The sequence below is a fragment of the Campylobacter sp. JMF_14 EL1 genome, from assembly GCF_027737585.1.
Taxonomy (GTDB): Bacteria; Campylobacterota; Campylobacteria; order Campylobacterales; family Campylobacteraceae; genus Campylobacter_B.
On the sequence record NZ_JAOVTW010000001.1, the window covers coordinates 587,905 to 607,163 of the forward strand.

Below are 19,259 nucleotides of genomic sequence, written 5' to 3' on the forward strand. Positions count from 1 at the left end.
TTTCTAATTATACTTTAAATTTCGCGTTTGTCGTTAAAATTCGCGCCACATTTTTCGCACTTGGCATAGCCAAATACTCTCTAAGCTCCACGCAAGCGCGCGCAAATCGCTCATCATCGCGCAGGGCGTAGGCGTCGTAGAGATTAGCCACACTTACTTCTTCTTGGATTAATTCTTTGTGAAGCTCGTCTTTTTCGCAAAAATCAAAGATTATGTTTGCAAGGCCGACATGTTTTAGCTTCACAAACCTGCGCGCGATCGCGACATCTAGGGCTTTGGCTTTGTAGCAAAGCACAAAAGGTGTGCCAATAAGGGCAGCTTGCAGGGTCGCAGTCCCAGAGCAGATAAAGGCAAATTCGCTTTTTGCTAGGGTTTTTATAGCGTCTGTTTCTATGCTAAAACCGCGCGTATCGCCGTAAATTTGCTCCACCTTATCCGCCAAAAATGGTGGCACGACAAGGCTAAATTTTAAATTTGCATTTTCGCTTTTTAGCTTTTTAGCTAACTCCCTATAAACTGGCATAAGCCGCGAAATCTCAGCCCTGCGAGAGCCCGGCATAAAGGCGATTAGGCCGTTTTTTTCATACGAGCTTTTGCGCTCTTTGATTTCATCTAAAAGCGGGTGTCCCACGAAGCAAAAACCGCTTTTATCGCTTAAATTTGGCAAATTTTCAAAATTTAGATCCAAAATTTTAGAATAAAACTGCCTCTCAAACTGCCAAATTCCACACAAAAAATCGCAATTTTCTTGCAGAGCTTTGACCCTACCGCGCTTCCACGCCCAAATTTGGGGCAGGATATAATACACTATCCTCGCACTCACGCCCGATTTTTTCAGAGCCTTTGCAAGGGGCAGGTTAAAGGCTGGGCTATCGATTAATAGCACCACATCGCAGTTTTTTGCTAGCTCGCACATTTGCTTTAACGCCCTTTTTGCCTTGAAAATCAGCGGAATAATCTCCACAAATCCCATTGCCGAAAATTCGCTAGATTTATACAACGGCTCGCCATGCGCGCTAAATTCCTCGCCAAAAATGCCATAAATTTTAGCGTTTTTATCGAGGGCTAAAATTTCACGCAAAACCTCGCTAAAATGCAGATTTGCAGACGGCTCCAAACACGAAATCAAATAATTCAAACTCTTGCCTTTTTTAATTTTTGGCAATTATATCAAAATGTGCTAAAATTAAACATTTTTAAATTTTAATCACAAGGAAAAATTATGCAAAAATCCCTAATTTGCGCCATTTGTGCGCTGTTTGTGGCAGGGTGCGCTTCCACTCCGAGCTACCAAAAAATGCAAATCGACGAACCAGATAGTGCCATAAAAGTGGCAAAGACAATGACCGCAAACAACGCCCCAGAGGGTATCGCAAGGCAAATCAGCGATAGTTTTCGCGCTCACCCTGGCGCGCAGGCTGATTTTAACGGCGCAAGGCTAGTAGATGTTACGAGCGAGGGAGCAAGTGCTGTTTACCACTTCGAACTATCCTCAAAATGGGGCGAAATGAGCCCCAAAAATAAGGAAAATTATCTCAAATCCTTCCAAATCGTCCTAGCAAATCAAGCTTGCAACTCGCCTAGCAAGCGCATTTTGCTCCGACATGGCGTGAAATTTAGCCATAGATTTTTCTACGATGACCCAGCTTCGCCACTCTCAACTAGTGATGTCGATGAGAGCTTTTGCCTAAGCAAGAGGCTTTAATGCACGAAATTTTAATCACAAACGACGATGGCTTCGAAGCTAGGGGGCTTTTGGAACTTGCAAGTGCGCTAAGGGATATCGCGCATATCACTATCGTAGCCCCAAGCTCGCAAAAGTCCGCCTGCTCGCACTCTCTCACGCTCACTCGACCGCTTCGCTTCATCGCAATCGGCGATGATTTTTACAAACTCGACGACGCTACGCCTAGCGATTGCGTGTATCTCGCGCTTCAAGCCCTGTATTCGCGCAAACCTGACCTTGTGATTTCTGGCATAAATCACGGCGCAAATATAGCCGAGGATATCACATACTCAGGCACTTGCGGAGGGGCTATGGAGGGGGTTTTGCAAGGAATTCCATCAATCGCAATCAGCCAGTATTACAGCGCAGATTCGCTGGATAAATACGGATTTAGCCTAGCTTGCAAGTTAGCGCGAAATTTGGTTAAAAAAATCTTTTCGCAAGGTTTTCCGCTTCCGCCAAAGCAGTTTTTAAATTTAAATGTCCCGGCTGTGAGTGCGCCCCAGTTTTTGGGGCTAAAATGTGCTAGGCTTGGCGAGAAATTTTACGGACACGACGCCACGCTAAATCGCAATCCGCGTGGCGAAGAGTATTACTGGCTAGGAAATGCGGTTTTTGAGTTTGACAGCGAAAAAAACGCAGGTAGCGACATAGACCTTTTGATGAAGGGCTACGCTACGCTCTCGCCGGTGCAGTTAAATTTGACCGCAAATGAGCAATTAAAGGGGCTTGAAGAGTGGATTATGAAATAAATGACCGCTTCACCAGAGCGCGCTGGATTTTTGGCGAGAAATTTGAAATTTTGCAAAATGCGCGCGTGCTTGTGTGTGGCTGTGGTGGCGTAGGCGGCGCACTCATCGAGGCGCTGTATCGCAGTGGCGTGGTAAATTTGAGCGTGATTGACTGCGATGAATTTGACATCACCAATCAAAACAGACAATTTGCAAGCGAAAATTTAGGCGAGAAAAAGGCAGAAGTTTTCGCACGCAAATTTGAAGGCGTGCGCGCAATCTGCGCCAAAATAGATAGCGAATTTTTAGCTGGTTTTGACATAGGCGAATTTGACTTCATAATCGACGCAATCGACGATGTGGGCGCCAAAATCGCGCTTGCCACGCTTGCTCACGAAAAAAATGTGAGATTTATAAGCTCTCTTGGCGCCGCCAAACGCCTAGATCCCGCCAAAATCGAAATCGCCTCCGTGTGGAAAACCCACACCGACCCATTTGCGCGCAAATTTCGCTACGAACTCAAAAAAGCAGGCTTTTCTGGCGATTTTCCTTGCGTTTTTAGCTCCGAGCTTCCGCGCTGCGAAAAGCTTGGCAGTTTCATGGGCGTAACGGCTAGTTTTGGGCTTTTTATCGCCAGCTATGTCGTGCGAAATCTAATAGGCGAAAAATGAAATTTTTCATCGCCGAGTTTTGGGCTTTTGGGCTAAAACAAATCCGAGCCTGTATTTTTGCTGGCTCATTTTTTGTGCTACTTTTCGCCTCAAAACACCTAAATTTGGGCTTCATCGCGCGCTATGATTTTTTGCTAATTTCGGCTTTGATTTTGCAAATTTTGCTCGTCGCCTTTAAATTCGAAAGTCTTCGCGAACTTTGCGCGATTTGCCTTTTTCACGCCATTGGGCTAGCCTTAGAGATTTTCAAAACCCACCCAGCTATCGGCTCGTGGAGCTACCCAGAGGCGGGAATTTTTAAAATTTATGGCGTGCCACTTTATAGCGGATTTATGTATGCGGCTGTGGGAAGCTATATGATTCAGGCATGGCGAATTTTGCATTTACGCCTCGCTCACATGCCCCGCTCATACGCTAGTTTCGCCCTTTGCGCGCTAATTTATGCGAATTTTTTCACGCACCATTTCATAGGTTATGATTTTCGCTATGTCCTATTAATCGCTGTTTGCGCGCTGTATTTTCGCGCGAAAGTCTATTTTCGCCCACGCCAAAGAGAGTATGAAATGCCGCTTTTGCTTGCATTTTGCCTAATCGGATTTTTTATCTGGGTTGCCGAAAATATCGCTACATTTTTTGGCGCGTGGGTTTATCCAAACCAAGCTCAGGTTTGGCATATTGTGAGCTTTGGCAAGATTTCTAGCTGGATTTTGCTTTGTATTATTAGCTTTATTATCGTGGCGATTTTGAAGCGAATAGAGGGCAAAATTTTGGGTAATGGCTAAATTTCGCTAACGCAACCCCAAAATACTAAGCGCGAAATTTAAAAATTTAAATTTCGGCTTTGATTTTGCAAATTTTGCTCGTGGCGTTTAAATTCGAAAGTCTTCGCGAGCTTTGCGCGATTTGAATTTGCAGTTAGGTGTCATTGCGAGAAATGCGAAGCATTTCGAAGCAATCCAGTGAATTGAAACAATGTTTGATTTTAAAACAACTTTCGCTGTTGCTGGATTGCCACGACGGCTTCGCCGTCTCGCAATGACAAGATTAAAACAAAATTGTAAATTTAAAAACTTTCGTATCGTGTATAAACGATACGACCTGAATTTGAATTTGCAAGGGAAATTTATAAAAAGGATTGGAAGTGAAAAATATATTTTATAATTTTTTCTATGCGTGTTTTAAGTTGTCGTATAAATTTAACTTACAAACAAAACTTATATTTAGAAAGTTATTTGATACCAAATTTAAGAAATTTGCTTGGATTATTTTTACAGTAGTAATAATTTTATGTGCTAGTTTGATTAGAACCGTGCCGAATTATGGCAATAAATTTGGCTTTGAAGTAGTGAATTTGTGGGATTATAACAAATACAATCAGGGTTATTGTTTAGCAGAAAATAGGATTTTAGATAAAAAGGAACTTTATGAGAGAGCCGTTGGGGAATATTTAGAGAAAGAGTTGGAGATAAATAAAAAAATAGACGAGTGGAGAGCCGACAATTATGGTTCTAGGTGGAAAAGCGAAATGGAAATTGGATATTATGAATTAGATAGTGAAATAAATTTAAATAATTGGTTAGATAAAATTAAAAATAGCTATATGGATTTATACATACCAGTAAAAAATGGAAATTATGGTGCAAATTTGAGAATTGATAGTGCAAATAAATTATTGTTTGAAAAACTAAAAATCAAAAAAATTAATCCAATGAATTACATAAAAATAAATTTCAATAATTTTGGAAACATAACAGCAGGATTTGACAAGCCTATTTTATTTATTACATACGGGCTTTGGAGTGGCTATATTATGTTGGATAATGCCATAATTTTCGAGCAGAATAATCTCATTGGTGGATATAAATTTTCATTTGATTATGGTTTTAACAAATATAACGATTATATACGAGATATATTTTACAATAAAGAAAAGGAAAGGTATGAACTGGAAAAATCAAAATTAGTCAAAAGCAATAAAAGCTATCCCAATGTAAAAATAGATAAATGTGGAAATATAAATTACGATATAGAAAATGAATTTATCATGGCAAGAGAAGCAAAAGGTGGCTGAAAAGTCTAATAAATTTAAAAAACAAAATTTAATAAAAAACATTTCAATAAAAGGATAAAAAATGGGAACATCAACAAACCCTGAGCTAAATTTAGCAAACGACAACTTTGCAGTATCGTAGGGTGGGTATCCTTGCTCACCATAAGGTTGTCAAAATTTTGCTAGACAAAATATCCACTCTATAACTAAAATTTCGGCGCAGTGTTGCGAGGTTGCGACAGCGAAATTTCAAAATTTGCAAATTTACTCGCTAAAATGGTGCCTTGCGCCCTTGAATTCACAAGTATTGTCTAAATTTCGATCCTCTGCCTTGCCGATGACGCTAATTGGGGTTTTGGTTTTGGAGGCGATTTCGTAAATTTTGCTAAGAAATTTTGGCTCGAACGCGAATAAAATCTCATACTCTTCGCCCGAGTTTAGCACATATTCTTTGGGACTAACAAGCCAGCTCATACCCACGCCACTAGCGCGCAAAAGGCGCTCCAAATCCTGCCCAAGCCCGTCGCTGATATCCATAGACGCGCTTATGTATTTGGCGGCTTTGTAGAAAAATTTCGCCCTGAGTTCTGGGCGGAGCATGCGAGAATGTGGCGAAATTTCGCTTCTTTTGCCCCCACCTAGCAAAATTTGCAAATCAATGCCCACATAGCCGAGCTTGCCCGTGTGCGCAATCAAATGCCCGCACTTCGCGCCATTTCTGAAAATCGGCTTTTTGCACTTGCCTATCATCGTGATACTAATGGAAATTTTATCGTCGCTAATCGTATCCCCTCCGATAATCTCGATGTCCCATTTCTGCGCGGTTTCGTTTAGCCCAGCGCACAGCTCGTCAATCTGGGCAGTGGTAATGTCCCCGGGCAGCGAAAGCCCGATTAGAGCATATTTTGGCTTAGCGTTTTTGGCAATCATGTCCGAGATATTTACCAGCATGGCTTTCGCGCCGATTTCGTGCATACTAAGCCACTCGCGCCTAAAATGCACGCCCTCGACAAAAAGGTCCTTGCAATACGCCAAATCACCCACGATAGCGCAATCATCGCCGTTTAGTTTGCTTTTGAATTTCGTGTAAATGTAGGCCTCTTTGTCCATTTGCTAACCTTTTTCGCAAGAATTAAATTTTGCTATTATATGAAATTTAGCTTAAATTTATAAGTTATCCTATCTGAAAAAATATTTTATACATTATCTTAAAATTTCGGTGTGAAAAATGTGTCGTCGTGGATGTTGTTAAACGCGCTTTCTAAGCTGATAAAAAATTTCGGGTGAGCCTTTTCATACTGGGCTAAAAGCTCCTTTGTCGCGGCTCTGGCGATTGGTTCCTTGCCTCCGTATTGTTTGGCTGGGCAACTATCTTCTTCGTTCATCACTGGAAGCTCATTTTGCGCTGCGCACGCGCTTAGCTGACGCTCTCTGGCTAGGATTAGTGGGCGGATTATTACTAGGCCGTTTTGGGCGGTGTATTTTGGAGCTAGGGTGCGAAGTGCGCCATTGTAGGTGAAATTCATAAAAAAACTCTCCGCAGCGTCGTCTAAATGGTGAGCTATGGCGATTTTGTTAAAGCCGTTTTCGAGCGCGTATGTGTAGAGATAGCCTCTGCGCATGCGCGAGCAAAAACTGCAAAATGTGGTATTTGCGCGGATTTTTTCCTTGCCAAATTCGAAAATTTTGGTTTCAATGATATGATATGGGATTTCGTGTTTGTTAAAATGCGCTGAAATTTCGCCTAAATTCTCGCCTATGCCGTATCTTATCGTGACGGCCTCGAACTCCCATTTTAGCGGGCTTACACTTTGGAAATGCTTCAAAATGTGTGCCAAAGACATGCTATCTTTGCCACCACTAAGTCCGAGCAAAATTTTATCGCCCTCTTCGAACATTTTGTATTTTGCGTTGGTTTGACCGACCACGCGCAAAAGTTTTTTGGAGATATTTATCAAAGAAGTTCGACCATTTTTAGGGCTAAATTTGCGCTAATTTTCGCGCTTTTTACGACGAATTCGTCGAAATCAAACTCGGCTTTATTTCCAGCCTCGTCGCTAATGGCTCTTAACACGCAAAAGCTCACACCTAGCGCATGGCAAACCTGCGCCACACTTGCGCCCTCCATTTCGACCGCGCTCGCGTCAAATTCGGCTTTAATCCAAGCTTTGCGCGCCTCGTCGCATACGAATTGATCGCCACTTGCGATAATGCCTGATTTTAAATTTAGCCCCAATTCCCTTGCCGCGCGCTGTGCGATTTCGTTAAGATTCGCATCAGTATCCACAAAAATCGGGCTTCCTGGCACAAATCCGTGCGGATGACCAAAGGCCGTGATATCCAAATCATGCTGGACTAGGCGGGTGGCGTATAAAATTTCGCCGATTTTCAAACCCTCTTTAAGCGCGCCCGCAACGCCCGTGAAAATAAGCTTCCCCGCGCCGAATTTTTCTATCATCAGCGTGGCAGTAAGGGTAGAATTTACCTTGCCGATTTTTGAGTAAGCGATGATAAGCTCGTGCGCGCCGAATTTCGCAAGGTAGAATTCGTTGTTTGCATAATCAATCTTTTTGGCGTCTAAAATCGCCAAAAGTGGCTCTATTTCCTCTGGCATTGCGCCTAAAATTGCGACTTTCAAGCGTTTTCCTTTGCGAATTTTACAAATTCTTCTAGCGAGCTTAAATTTGAAATACTAAAAGTTGGTTTGTCGGTGATTTTTTTGTTTATCCCTTTTAGCACGCTTGCGCCAAATTCGACGAAGCAATCCACGCTATTTTCGTAATTTTTCACGCTGTGTTTATATAGCACTGGGCTGATTAGTTGCGCTTTTAAAAGCCCCAGGGCTTCACTTTTTGTGCTATAAATTTTAGCTGTTGCATTGGCTACGACTGGGGCGAAACTCTCATTTAACGCAGGTTCTAAATGGCTCACAAGCTCGTCGCTTGCGCTTTGAAGCATTGGGCAGTGGCTAGCTACACTCATATTAAGTAACATTGCGCGCTTTGCACCAGCTTCTTTAAATTTAGCTTCCAAACTCGCCAAATCATCGCGGTTGCCAGCCACGACGATTTGTCCGTCGCAGTTGAAATTCGCAGCCCAAACCTGCTTGCCCTGCGCCCTAGCTTCGTCGCAAATAGCGCAAACTACCTCGTCGCTAAGGGCCAAAACCACCATCATACCGGCATTTTTGCCCTCGCAAGCATTTTGCATTAATTTCCCGCGGATATTTACAAGTCTTAAAATTTCCTTTGCCTCAATCGCACCAGCAGCACCGAGTGCGCTAAACTCGCCAAGCGAGTGTCCTAGCAAAAACTCAGGCGAAATTTTAATCTGCTCATTTAGTGCCAAAACGCACATCATCGAATTTAGCGCGATTGCTGGCTGAGTAAATTCAGAAATATCAAGCTTGTCATTTGCCTCAAAAAGCAAATTTGCAAAATCAATTTTGGTATGCGCGCTAGCAGTGTCCAAAAGCTCTTTTGCGCTGGCAAAATTTTCGTAAATTTCTCTGCCCATACCCACGCTTTGTGAGCCTTGACCCGGGAAAATAAATGCGTATTTCATATCTTAGTCCTCGTGGTGATGACCGTGTCCGCCGCAACACTCATGATCGCCATGGTGGTGGTGTCCATGCCCGCCACAACACTCGTGATCTCCGTGGTGGTGGTGTCCGTGTCCGCCGCAACCGCAAGTATGCTCGCCCTCTGGCACGCCTGTCATTAACTCGTCTTCGCTCGGCTCGCGGTTTTCGACGACTTTGACATTAAATTCTAACTCTTTGCCCGCAAATGGATGGTTAAAGTCGATTGTAACATCTTCTTCGCCGATTGCTTTGACGATTACGCGGGTTGTCGCGCCGTCTTCTGCCTGACCGAAAAGCTCCATACCTACGACCAAATCAATACCTGCAAATTCCTCTTTTGGCAAAATTTGGATAGCGTTTTCGTTGTATTCGCCAACGCCGTCGCTTGGGGAAATTCTAACGATTTTGCTCTCGCCCTCGCCTAGGCTTAGAACCTCATCTTCTAGTTTTTGAATAATTTGCTCTTTGCCAGTGATGAAGGCAATCGGATTTGCGTTGAAATTTGACTCTAAAATTTCGCCTGAATTTGCGTCTTTTAGCTCATAATACATTTTTATAACTCTGTTTTGCGCCATAAAATTCTCCTTAAATTAAAATTTATCAAATTTTGATTTTAGCGTGTTGGTGCAGCTTTGGCCTCTTTTGAATCAGGGTAAGATGATTTTAGAGCGTTGTAAAATTTCGTTCCGCTTGCGCTATCCCCGATTTTATCGAAGCTAATTGCTGTGTGATATAAAAGTCTTGGTGTGTAGTCTTGTTTTTGATTGTGCGAAATGCTCTTTTTGTAGTAATTAATCGCGTCCCCGTAAGAGCCCGAAAAATACGCCACTTCGCCTAACATATAATTTGATCTTGCTGGTTGATAATTTTTGCTAGCAAGGTAAGCGTAGCGCTCTTTGGCGCCTGCATAGTCTTTTTTCTTAAATAATTCCTCTGCCTCTTTTGCGATTGAAGCATTGTCTTTGGCGCTAAAATTTGATTTATTTGTGGTAGTTGCACTAGCGCCCTTGGCACTTTGAGCGCCAGTTTTTTTACTTATTTCAGCGTTTTTTTTTACGCTTGAATTTCCAAGTTTTGCATTAATTTCAGAAATTTGAGATTTTAGCCATGCGATATCTTTTTTCATCTGATCTAGCTCGCTGCTGCCGTTACTGCGACCAGTCGTGCGAATCTCTAAATCAGCCACTCTGCTTTCTAAATTTGAAACTTTTTCATTAGCTCCTTCTACGACAGTGCGCAAACCCTCCATGTTTTCATTAACACTATTTAGGTTGTTTTGCATATCATTTACTTTTTTACGATTGTCGCGTAGGAATTGCTCGTTTTCTGTCAGACCATAAGAGCTATCTGAACCGATATTGCCAGCGTCAAATGCCGAAACTTCTGCATGTAAAAAAGCTGTAACGCCAAGAAGCGCCACAGCTAAATTTGATTTGAAACTCAAATTAGAAACCTACTTTGAATTCGTCGCGTCTGTTTTGAGCGTCGCACTCTTTTGTGCCATTTTTGCATACTGTGTTGCTCTCGCCGTAGCTAACAACTGATAGTCTGTCGCCATTTACGCCTTGTGCAACCAATGCATCTTTTGCAGCTTTTGCTCTTTTTAGACCAAGAGCGTAGTTGTATTCATCTGTGCCCCACTCATCGCAGTTACCTTCAACTTTAACAGTTAAAGCCTCTGCGCCAGCTTGGTTGAATAAAGCTGCGTTGTTGTTGATTGTACCTTGTTGATCAGCGCGGATATTAAATCTATCGAAATCAAAATATACATTGCCAACTTCGCTTTGAATTTGAGCAGCTAATGCAGCCAATCTGTCAGCATCGCTTAAATTTGAATCTACCTCTGGATTCTTTTTAGAACAACCGCTCAAAAGTAGAGCAGCAACTGCAACTGAAGTTAAAACTAAGTGTTTCATACTTATCCTTTCAAAAAAAATTACAAGATTATAGCATAAAAATATTTAAAATTACCAATCAACCGATTGAATTTGACCGATTTTTAATGGAAATTGAAAACTTTTATTCTCATTTACACGGATAATTCCTACTGAACTTCCACCGCCTGCTTGTTTGATATACATAACACTGCCACCGTCGCTAGAAAATCTAGGGAACATATTTTTGCCACCAGATGTTAGCTGGCGAATCATATCTGTTTGAGTTGAGATCATATAGATATTAAAGCTACCAGATCCGTCGCGACTAGAATAAACTATGTAGTTTCCATTTGTGCTAATTGAGTTGTTATTTTTGCCGTGATATACCATTTGTGTTACATTTCCACCATTTATGCTAGTGGCAAAAATATTTGGATATCCAAGTCTATCGCTTACGAAAGCCACCCTTGAATCGCCGTCGATGAAATTCCCATTTACATCGATTCCTGGATAATCTGTAATCTGTCTAGCTGAACCTGAGCCTATGTCATATAGATAAATATCTGGTTGGTCTTTTGGTGCGTTTGTGATTAGAAGTTTGCGACCATCAGAGCTTACATCGCCTACGATTGTCATACCTTTGCCTGTGAAAATTTTACTTTTTGAGCCGTTTGAAAGGTTGTATTTATAAATCGCAGGGGTATTTTGATTCACATAGTAAGTATAGTAAAATTCATTTTGTGCCGCACTCGCCCATTTAGGGAAGATGTTTAATCCACCACGCAAAACTACCTTTTGGTATGTCAGCGTATAATCAGCCACCATAATCTCACTCTCTTTTGTCGAAGTATATCGAGAGAGCAAAATCATCTCTTTCATCCAATCCACATCAGAATATCCTAGCTCTTTTACGATTTCAGAAACTGCCATGTGAGCCAAAAATGGGTATTTCTCGGCGTTTGAGAGAGAAAAGCTTTTCTCATACATTACTCTGCCAGTCCCAGCCTCGATGACTTTGGCCTTTAAATTCATAGGCGATGTTTTGTCGCTAACTGCGTATCTTACGATAAGCGCAGCCCCTAGCTCGCCTAAATTTGAATTAGCGTCCCCGTTATAATCGCTCACCAAATACTCGTCGCTAACATCGAAAGTAGCGCCAACCTTTAAATCCCCTACCATGAGTTTAAAAAATTTGTTGTTAAACTCAGCGTTTGAAAGATTTGATGCATTTTGAACGACAATTCTTGGCAGGCTTACGCCCTCGTTTGTAATCGTAGTCGTCGCATCTGCCGCAAAAACAGCCATACAAAATGCAAAAATCAACATTAAATTTTTCATTATCTCTCCTTGCAAAATTTTAAAAAAATGCAATTGTAGTAAAAATTTGTAAATTAAAATTTATTTCTAACTACATCGTTTAAATTTATCTCATAAATAAAAGGCTTTCCGTCAGGCGATCTTGGGAAATTTTGCATTTCCAAATTTCCTAGGAAATCTCTTAGTTTTTGGTTAAATTCGGTATTTGCTCCAAGTCTTTTGATCTGATAATCGCTAATCCTGCCGTCTCCGCCAAATGTTACAACGACGGTGGAATCGTCATTGACGGTGGTTGCGTATTTGCTCCAAAGGCGTTGGAGGATTTTATTTATCTTGCCACGATATGCGTCATATTCGCCAGTAAGCTGGGTTTTGCCGGTAACGACATTTGATTTTACTAGCGCGTTGCGCGAAGTCGCCTGATTTTTCGCCTTGGTTTGGGTTTGTTTGTCTGATTTTTTGCTACTTTGCACGGCGTCGTTTTTAGAAACACTCTCGCTTAGCTTTTTGTTATCTTTCGTAGTATCAGAAAACAGATCGTTCAAATTTGGCTCAGGCTCTTTTTTAGCCTCCTCTTTTGGCTTTGGCTCTTCTGGCTTTTTCTCTGGGATTGGCTCGGGTTCTGGCTCTGGTTTTGGCTCCTCTTTTTTTACCTCTTCCTTTACTGGCTCTGGTTTTGGCGCAGGTGGTGGAGGTGGGGTAGTAACCTCTGTCGTAGTTTTTAGAGTTTCTTCTTCGACTGGCTTTTCTTCTTGCTCGTGTTGGTCGCCCTCTTTGTCCTCTTCGGCGATATTTGGGGCTGTTGGTATCGGCGAATCGTCAAAATCTATTGGGATTGCGATATCCATAATCGCGCCCAAATCATCGGTGTATTTTTTCGCTTTGTTTTTGTATTCTGAAATTTGATAAAGAAAAATAGCAAGCAAGCTAAAATATAGAGCCAAAGCGATTAGAAATGATCTGAAATTATCATATCTAACCCCGGTGAAATTTGAATATCTAGCCATTTGTTTGAAGCACAACCTTATTAAAACCAGCTTGTTTTAGCGTCTTTAAAACAAACATTACATTATCATAAATGATTTTTTTATCGGCTTGGATATAAACTGGCTTATCCACAGCGTATTTGCCACTGCTTTTGATGAGTTGCAAATTATCCGGAAATTCAGCCAAACTCATAGTGCTAGTGTCGATATAAATTTTACTATCTGCATCCACACGCACGAGCATAAATTCGGCTGTATTTTGCGATGAAGCCGATTTCGAACCGCTTGGAAGCTCGATTCTCTCATCATAAATAATCGCGGTTTGCGCCACCATTAAAATAGCGAGCAAAACCAGCATAATATCGACAAGCGGAGTTATATTTAATTCAGGATTTTCATCGAAATTATACATACAACTCTACTTTGCGCCTGCTTTATGAAGCAAGATATCAGATGTGCGGTTTATAATGCTTGTAACCTCATAAGCTTTACGCTTAATAAGTAAAGCAAAAGTATATGCAGGAATAGCGACGAAAATTCCACAACCTGTCGCAACCAAAGCCTCGCTAATAGCTGGTGCGATAGTATCTATTCCCGAATTTCCGCCCCCTAGCTTTGAAAATGTATCCAAAATACTAACAACCGTTCCAAAAAGCCCTATAAAAGGCGATGTCGAAGCGATGATAGAAAGCCAAGTCAGCCCACTAGTAGCGTCGCGCTCAGCCTTGCTTTTATAGACATTTAGGGCCTCTTTGGTCGTTCGCTCGGGAGTAATTTTTTGAAAAATCGACCCAGAAAGTGCAATCTTACCACCCATTAAAAGCGATTCTAGCGCCTTTGTTTCTTTGACTTGCCATGCACTAAGCCCTGCGTAGCGCGAAATCAAAATGGTAAATGTAACTATAAAATATATCGAAAGCCAAGAAAGCACAAATATCGTAATAAATGTGCTTCTTGTAAAATAACTTAAAATAAGATCCAACATACTTATTTTTGCCTTGCAAATTCATCAACTCTGGCCATGATAGCAGAGGTAGCCATAGTATCTGTGCTGATAGAATTTAGCAATTCTTTGGCTTTTTGCAACGATTTTGCGACAGCATTTTCGCTATCGCCACCTATCGCCACAGCCTGAGTTGCCAAAATAGTGGTTTTTTCCTCATCGACTTTTAAAAATCCACCATTTACTATGACTAATTGCTTTTTGCCCTCTTTATCTACAATCTCAACGATACCACCCTCGTTGCCGTTTTTCAGACCAGTCAGCAAGGTAGAGTGTCCAGGCAAAACGCCAAGTTCGCCAGTTTGACCCGGAAGTTGGACAGACGCAACTTCGCCAGAGAATACCAAACCCTCTGGCGTAACGATTTCTAATAGTAAAAATTTATTCATAGCAGATTCCTATGCCTTCATTTTTTCGGCTTTTGCCACTACCTCGTCAATATTTCCTACCATATAGAAAGCATTTTCAGGTAAATCATCATATTTACCCTCTAAAATTCCCTTAAATCCAGCGATAGTCTCTTCAAGGCTGATATATTTACCAGGGCTTCCTGTGAAAACTTCGGCGACAAAGAAAGGTTGTGAAAGATAACGCTCGACCTTTCTAGCTCTATCAACCACAAGTTTATCCTCTTCGCTAAGCTCGTCCATACCCAAAATTGCGATAATATCTTGCAAATCTTTGTATTTTTGAAGCACAGCTTGAACGCCACGAGCTACCTTGTAATGCTCTTCGCCGATGATTTGAGGATCAAGCATTCTCGAAGTTGAATCAAGTGGATCAACCGCAGGGTAAATTCCTTTTTCTGCAATCGCTCTGTTTAGAACGGTTGTAGCATCAAGGTGAGCAAAAACCGTTGCAGGAGCAGGGTCTGTAAGGTCATCAGCAGGAACATAAACAGCTTGAACTGATGTAATTGAACCTTTTTTAGTTGATGTAATACGCTCTTGAAGTTTTCCCATTTCGCTAGCCAAAGTCGGTTGGTAACCAACGGCACTTGGAATTCGTCCTAGAAGCGCTGACATTTCTGAACCTGATTGAGAAAATCTAAAAATGTTATCGATAAACATCAAAACATCTAATCCTAGCTCATCACGGAAATACTCAGCCATTGTAAGACCTGTCAAAGCGATACGGTTTCTTGCTCCCGGTGGTTCGTTCATTTGACCATAGGTTAAGGCAACTTTATCCAAAACGCCCGATTCCTTCATTTCGTTATAAAGGTCGTTTCCCTCTCTTGTTCGTTCGCCAACGCCCGCAAATACAGAGTAACCGCTGTGTTTGAAGGCAACATTGTGGATTAGCTCCATAATAATAACGGTTTTACCAACACCGGCACCGCCAAATAGTCCAACTTTTCCACCTTTTGCATAAGGGGCTAGCAAATCTACGACTTTGATACCGGTTTCAAAAATTTCGCTTTTTGTGCTTTGATTTTCAAAGCTTGGCGGATCTCTGTGGATTGACCAGCGAGTTTCAAAATTTTCCTCTTCACCCTCATCAATCAAATCGCCTGTAACATTGAAAATTCTACCCAAAACCTTTTCGCCAACAGGAACGCTAATAGGCGCACCAAGTGCTACGGCCTCCAAACCACGGCGCAAACCATCACTCATATCCATAGCGATTGTTCTTACGCGGTTATCACCTAAGTGAGCTGCAACTTCTAAAATTAATCTTTTTGATTCGCCTTCGACATCGTATTTGACTTCGATAGCTTCGTTAATTTTAGGTAGGTAGTCATTGAAATCGACATCAACGACAGGACCCATTACCTGAGAAATTATTCCCTTCATTAATTCTCCTTTCATTTATTATTTCATTGATTCTACGCCACTGATAATCTCTATCAGCTCAGTAGTAATAGAACTTTGTCTAGCTTTATTATATGCCAAATTTAGCTGAGCGACACGCTCTTTTGCGTTGTTTGTCGCGTTTTCCATAGCGTTCATTCTAGAACAATGTTCTGCTGCAAGTGAATCTATCAGAGCATAATACATACTATAACTCAAATAGCTTTGCACCAAATTCATCATCAAAATTTCTTCATCTTCTGGATACTGAACTTCTACTTCCATTACAGAACCAGTTTTAAAAGCACTCTCATCGATTTGGGGCTGTCCGATAGGCACGAGGGTAGAAACTCTCATTTCTTGCGAAATCATATTCAAATATCCATTGTGGATAAGAACGATTTTATCAGTTTTGCCCTCTCTAAAATCAGCAACCGCAGCATTTACGATATCATTAGCCTTCTCAGGATTTGGCGATGAGCTTACGCCAACATATCTTTCTAAAAGCTCGACACCTTGGAAGTTAAAATACTCAATGCCTTTTTTACCCACAGCTCTTAGGCGAACTTTTACATTTTTCGCTTTATACTCTTCGATTAGGGCTTTTACTTGTTTAATGGTATTGATATTAAAACCACCGCAAAGTCCCTTATCTGCTGTGATAAAAAGCAAATCAACAACTTTGACTTCTCTGCTTGTGTTAAAAATTTTTAGCTTATCATCATCACCTACGCTAGCGGCTACATAGTCTTTGATTCGTGCTGAAATTTCGCCAAGAACATCGTTGATCTTCACAGCATAAGCACGAGAGCGCATAGCAGCTTCTTTGGTATTTTTAAGCTTTACATTAGAAACAAGCTTCATAGCTTTTGTTGTTTTTTCTGTATTTTTTACGCTTTTTATCTTTAACTTAATATCTTTTAAATTTGCCATTTTTTAGCCTTATTATGCCGAAAATGTCGCTTTAAAGTCATTTAATGCTTTTGCCAAATTTTCTTCTAAATCTTTTTCCAAAGTCTTTTTGGTTCTGATTTGTTCGAAAATTTCAGGATATTTAGCTTCGATAAACGGATAAAGTTCAGCTTCAAATTTACCGATTGCGCTTGGTGCAACATCGTCCAAATAACCTTTGCTACCTGCAAAAATGATAACAATTTGATTTTCAACAGGAAGTGGGCTATAAGGTGGTTGTTTTAGAACTTCAACCATTCTTTGACCACGATCAAGTTGCTTTCTACTGCTTTCGTCCAAATCACTTGCAAATTGAGCAAATGCTTGAAGTTCGCGGTATTGGGCAAGGTCAAGGCGAAGTGTGCCTGAAACTTTTTTAATCGCTTTGATTTGTGCTGAACCACCAACACGGCTAACTGACAAACCGACATTGATCGCAGGGCGAATACCTGAGTTAAATAGACCTGATTCAAGGAAAATTTGTCCGTCGGTAATAGAAATAACATTTGTAGGGATATATGCTGAAACATCGCCTGCTTGTGTTTCGATGATAGGAAGTGCTGTTAAGCTACCAGCACCTAGCGCATCACTTAGCTTACTAGCTCTTTCAAGTAAGCGAGAGTGTAGATAGAAAACATCGCCCGGATAAGCTTCACGACCCGGTGGTCTTCTTAAAATCAATGACATTTCGCGGTATGCAACAGCGTGTTTGCTTAAATCGTCATAAATAATCAAAGCATGGCGTGAGTTATCTCTGAAATACTCACCCATTGTGCAGCCTGAATATGGGGCTAGGTATTGAAGCGCAGCAGCCTCGCTAGCACCAGCTGAAACCACGATAGTGTATTCCATAGCGCCGTATTCTTCTAGTTTTTTAACGACTTGCGCTACGGTTGATTGTTTTTGACCGATAGCGACATAGATACAAACGACATCTTGACCTTTTTGGTTGATGATAGTATCAACTGCAACGGTTGTTTTACCTGTTTGTCTATCGCCGATGATTAGCTCTCTTTGACCTCTACCGATTGGAACAAGGGCGTCAATCGCTTTAAGACCTGTTTGAAGTGGCTCATGAACTGATTTTCTAGCCATAATGCCTTTTGCTTTTTCTTCAACGAATCTTGTTGTATTTGTATCGATTGGGCCTTTGCCGTCAATCGGCTCGCCAAGGGCATTTACAACGCGTCCGATTAGCGCGTCGCCTACTGGAACACGCAAAAGTTTGCCAAGTCTTTTTGCGCTACTTCCTTCATTAATACCGCTTGTATCGCCCAAAATAACGACACCGACACTGCTTTCTTCCAAATTCAGCGCAATACCGCGAGAGCCGTTTTCGAACTCAACCATTTCATTAGCCATAACATTTTTTAGGCCATAAACATTAGCAACGCCATCCGCGACAGATACGACTTTACCTGTCTCTTCGACATCAACGCTAAGATCAAAGCTTTCAATTCGCTCTTTAATTATGCTACTAATTTCGTCTGCTTTAATTTTCGCACCCACACTTTACTCCTTATTAAATTGCTTTTAAAATATATTCACTCATTTTTTGTTTCAATCTATCGATTGAAAAACTAATCTCAAATCCCAAATCTTCAACCTCGATTTTGATACCCTCGTAGTCGCATTTGACTAGTTCAAGTAAAATTTCAGCGTTAAATTTCTTTGAAATTTTGCCTTGCAAATCCTTGATTTTATCCTCGCTGATATCTTGATTTGAGTAAATTTTGCCGTGGAATTTGTTATCCATAGCAGAGATATTTTTACGCAAATCATCTGTGATTTGAGGAATCAAACCAATTCTTCTGTTTTTGGCAAGAAATTTGATGAAATTTACGATTTTATCGCTTGGATCTTTGATAAAAGAAAGTATTAAATTCACTTTATCAGCGTCTTTGATTGTTGGAGATTTTATAATATCGCCAAATTTTGAAACCTTAAACGCAGATGAGATAGTCTCCAATGTGCCTAAAACAGCGCCTAATTCGTCTTTTTTATAAGTTTTAATCAGTGCGCTTACATATTTTTTCGCCGTATTATCTATCATCACACAGCCTTTTTCTCAATAATATCAAGAAGCTTGTCTTGCTTGAATTCCATAGTATCTTTTGCAAAAACCTCATCTAAGATTTCATTTACGACCTCTTTTTCGATACGGCGTGTTTCGAAATCTTTTTGCTCAGCGAAAGATTTGTTTAAATTTTTAATCTCTTGCTCGCTCATCGCTTTTACTTTATCAGCCGCAAAAACAGCCTCTTTTTTAGCAGTTTCGATTAACGAAGCGCCTTGGGCTTTTGCCTCTTCTAAATCTTTTTTTGCTTGTTCTTTTTTCTCATTTGATTCTTTTAAAATTCTTTGATTTGTTTCAAGGCGTTTAGCGATACTATCGATTCTGGCTTTGAAAGCGTCTTTTGCAGGGCCTTTTAGAAGGTAATATAAAATGCCGAAAAACAATACGAAATTTATCGTTCTCCATACTATATCGTAGTCTTTGGGGCCGTCATGTCCGCTAGCTAGCGAGATAATTGGCAAAATAAGGAAAATTAGATATTTTTTCACGCCGAC

At 41.0% G+C, this 19,259-nt stretch carries 23 protein-coding genes; 5 read left to right on the top strand and 18 right to left on the bottom strand.

All coding sequences use genetic code 11. From position 1 onward, the window contains the following. Positions 1–7: 7 nt before the first annotated feature. The gene (gene lpxB / locus OFN73_RS02950; RefSeq protein WP_270862160.1) at positions 8–1,138 is read right to left on the bottom strand and encodes a lipid-A-disaccharide synthase; all 1,131 of its coding nucleotides are present in this window, start codon (positions 1,136–1,138) and stop codon (positions 8–10) included. Positions 1,139–1,222: 84 nt separating this feature from the next. Here lpxB and OFN73_RS02955 point away from each other — a divergent pair, with 84 nt between their 5' ends. From OFN73_RS02955 to OFN73_RS02975, 5 genes are all read left to right on the top strand, one after another. Further along, the gene (locus OFN73_RS02955) at positions 1,223–1,705 is read left to right on the top strand and encodes a hypothetical protein (protein ID WP_270862161.1); all 483 of its coding nucleotides are present in this window, start codon (positions 1,223–1,225) and stop codon (positions 1,703–1,705) included. Continuing rightward, entirely contained in the window at positions 1,705–2,478 is a 774-nt protein-coding gene (surE, locus tag OFN73_RS02960; RefSeq protein ID WP_270862162.1) for a 5'/3'-nucleotidase SurE, read from the top strand. The genes OFN73_RS02955 and surE overlap by 1 nt, the downstream gene beginning before the upstream one ends. Beyond that, positions 2,475–3,128 carry a tRNA threonylcarbamoyladenosine dehydratase gene (locus OFN73_RS02965; protein WP_270862236.1) on the top strand — a complete coding sequence of 218 codons (654 nt, stop codon included), beginning with the start codon at positions 2,475–2,477 and terminating at the stop codon, positions 3,126–3,128. The genes surE and OFN73_RS02965 overlap by 4 nt, the downstream gene beginning before the upstream one ends. Next, the gene (locus OFN73_RS02970) at positions 3,125–3,910 is read left to right on the top strand and encodes a DUF817 domain-containing protein (RefSeq protein WP_270862163.1); all 786 of its coding nucleotides are present in this window, start codon (positions 3,125–3,127) and stop codon (positions 3,908–3,910) included. Before OFN73_RS02965 ends, OFN73_RS02970 begins: the two co-directional genes overlap by 4 nt. A gap of 359 nt (positions 3,911–4,269) precedes the next feature. Next, positions 4,270–5,199, top strand: a complete 930-nt coding sequence (locus OFN73_RS02975) for a hypothetical protein (RefSeq protein ID WP_270862164.1) — start codon at positions 4,270–4,272, stop codon at positions 5,197–5,199. Positions 5,200–5,442: 243 nt separating this feature from the next. On the opposite strand, the gene OFN73_RS02980 is transcribed toward OFN73_RS02975, so the two are convergent. The 17 genes from OFN73_RS02980 to OFN73_RS03060 form a co-directional block, all read right to left on the bottom strand. Next, positions 5,443–6,288, bottom strand: a complete 846-nt coding sequence (locus OFN73_RS02980) for a thiamine-phosphate kinase (RefSeq protein ID WP_270862165.1) — start codon at positions 6,286–6,288, stop codon at positions 5,443–5,445. Positions 6,289–6,386: 98 nt separating this feature from the next. Further along, positions 6,387–7,136 (bottom strand): ATP-binding protein, encoded by a 750-nt coding sequence (locus OFN73_RS02985; protein ID WP_270862166.1) that lies wholly within the window; start codon positions 7,134–7,136, stop codon positions 6,387–6,389. Then, positions 7,133–7,816 (bottom strand): 5'-methylthioadenosine/adenosylhomocysteine nucleosidase, encoded by a 684-nt coding sequence (locus tag OFN73_RS02990; RefSeq protein WP_270862167.1) that lies wholly within the window; start codon positions 7,814–7,816, stop codon positions 7,133–7,135. Before OFN73_RS02990 ends, OFN73_RS02985 begins: the two co-directional genes overlap by 4 nt. Next, complete coding sequence (gene fabD, locus OFN73_RS02995) at positions 7,813–8,742, bottom strand: ACP S-malonyltransferase (protein ID WP_270862168.1); 930 nt, start codon at positions 8,740–8,742, stop codon at positions 7,813–7,815. The genes OFN73_RS02990 and fabD overlap by 4 nt, the downstream gene beginning before the upstream one ends. A 3-nt stretch (positions 8,743–8,745) precedes the next feature. Then, on the bottom strand, positions 8,746–9,336 hold the full coding sequence (locus OFN73_RS03000; RefSeq protein ID WP_270862169.1) for an FKBP-type peptidyl-prolyl cis-trans isomerase: 591 nt from the start codon (positions 9,334–9,336) through the stop codon (positions 8,746–8,748). 38 nt (positions 9,337–9,374) lie between these two features. Beyond that, positions 9,375–10,205, bottom strand: a complete 831-nt coding sequence (locus OFN73_RS03005; protein ID WP_270862170.1) for a hypothetical protein — start codon at positions 10,203–10,205, stop codon at positions 9,375–9,377. A 1-nt stretch (position 10,206) separates the two neighbouring features. Next, positions 10,207–10,677, bottom strand: coding sequence for an OmpA family protein (locus OFN73_RS03010; RefSeq protein ID WP_270858365.1), 471 nt, complete (start codon positions 10,675–10,677; stop codon positions 10,207–10,209). 51 nt (positions 10,678–10,728) lie between these two features. Further along, complete coding sequence (gene tolB, locus OFN73_RS03015; RefSeq protein ID WP_270862171.1) at positions 10,729–11,976, bottom strand: Tol-Pal system protein TolB; 1,248 nt, start codon at positions 11,974–11,976, stop codon at positions 10,729–10,731. Positions 11,977–12,029: 53 nt separating this feature from the next. Then, positions 12,030–12,962, bottom strand: a complete 933-nt coding sequence (locus tag OFN73_RS03020; protein ID WP_270862172.1) for a TonB C-terminal domain-containing protein — start codon at positions 12,960–12,962, stop codon at positions 12,030–12,032. Next, on the bottom strand, positions 12,955–13,353 hold the full coding sequence (locus OFN73_RS03025; RefSeq protein WP_270858368.1) for an ExbD/TolR family protein: 399 nt from the start codon (positions 13,351–13,353) through the stop codon (positions 12,955–12,957). The genes OFN73_RS03020 and OFN73_RS03025 overlap by 8 nt, the downstream gene beginning before the upstream one ends. A gap of 6 nt (positions 13,354–13,359) precedes the next feature. Then, positions 13,360–13,926 carry a MotA/TolQ/ExbB proton channel family protein gene (locus OFN73_RS03030; protein ID WP_270862173.1) on the bottom strand — a complete coding sequence of 189 codons (567 nt, stop codon included), beginning with the start codon at positions 13,924–13,926 and terminating at the stop codon, positions 13,360–13,362. Positions 13,927–13,928: 2 nt separating this feature from the next. Continuing rightward, positions 13,929–14,333: an ATP synthase F1 subunit epsilon gene (atpC, locus tag OFN73_RS03035; RefSeq protein WP_270858370.1), complete on the bottom strand. Its 405-nt coding sequence runs from the start codon at positions 14,331–14,333 to the stop codon at positions 13,929–13,931. 9 nt (positions 14,334–14,342) lie between these two features. After that, complete coding sequence (gene atpD / locus OFN73_RS03040; protein WP_270858371.1) at positions 14,343–15,740, bottom strand: F0F1 ATP synthase subunit beta; 1,398 nt, start codon at positions 15,738–15,740, stop codon at positions 14,343–14,345. An 18-nt stretch (positions 15,741–15,758) separates the two neighbouring features. Further along, a complete protein-coding gene (gene atpG, locus OFN73_RS03045) occupies positions 15,759–16,670 on the bottom strand; it encodes an ATP synthase F1 subunit gamma (RefSeq protein ID WP_270862174.1) in 912 nt (303 codons plus the stop codon). 12 nt (positions 16,671–16,682) lie between these two features. Further along, positions 16,683–18,197, bottom strand: coding sequence for a F0F1 ATP synthase subunit alpha (gene atpA / locus OFN73_RS03050; RefSeq protein WP_270862175.1), 1,515 nt, complete (start codon positions 18,195–18,197; stop codon positions 16,683–16,685). Between the two features lie 13 nt (positions 18,198–18,210). Continuing rightward, positions 18,211–18,741, bottom strand: coding sequence for a F0F1 ATP synthase subunit delta (locus OFN73_RS03055; RefSeq protein WP_270858374.1), 531 nt, complete (start codon positions 18,739–18,741; stop codon positions 18,211–18,213). Beyond that, complete coding sequence (locus OFN73_RS03060) at positions 18,741–19,253, bottom strand: F0F1 ATP synthase subunit B (RefSeq protein ID WP_270862176.1); 513 nt, start codon at positions 19,251–19,253, stop codon at positions 18,741–18,743. The genes OFN73_RS03055 and OFN73_RS03060 overlap by 1 nt, the downstream gene beginning before the upstream one ends. Positions 19,254–19,259 lie beyond the last annotated feature (6 nt).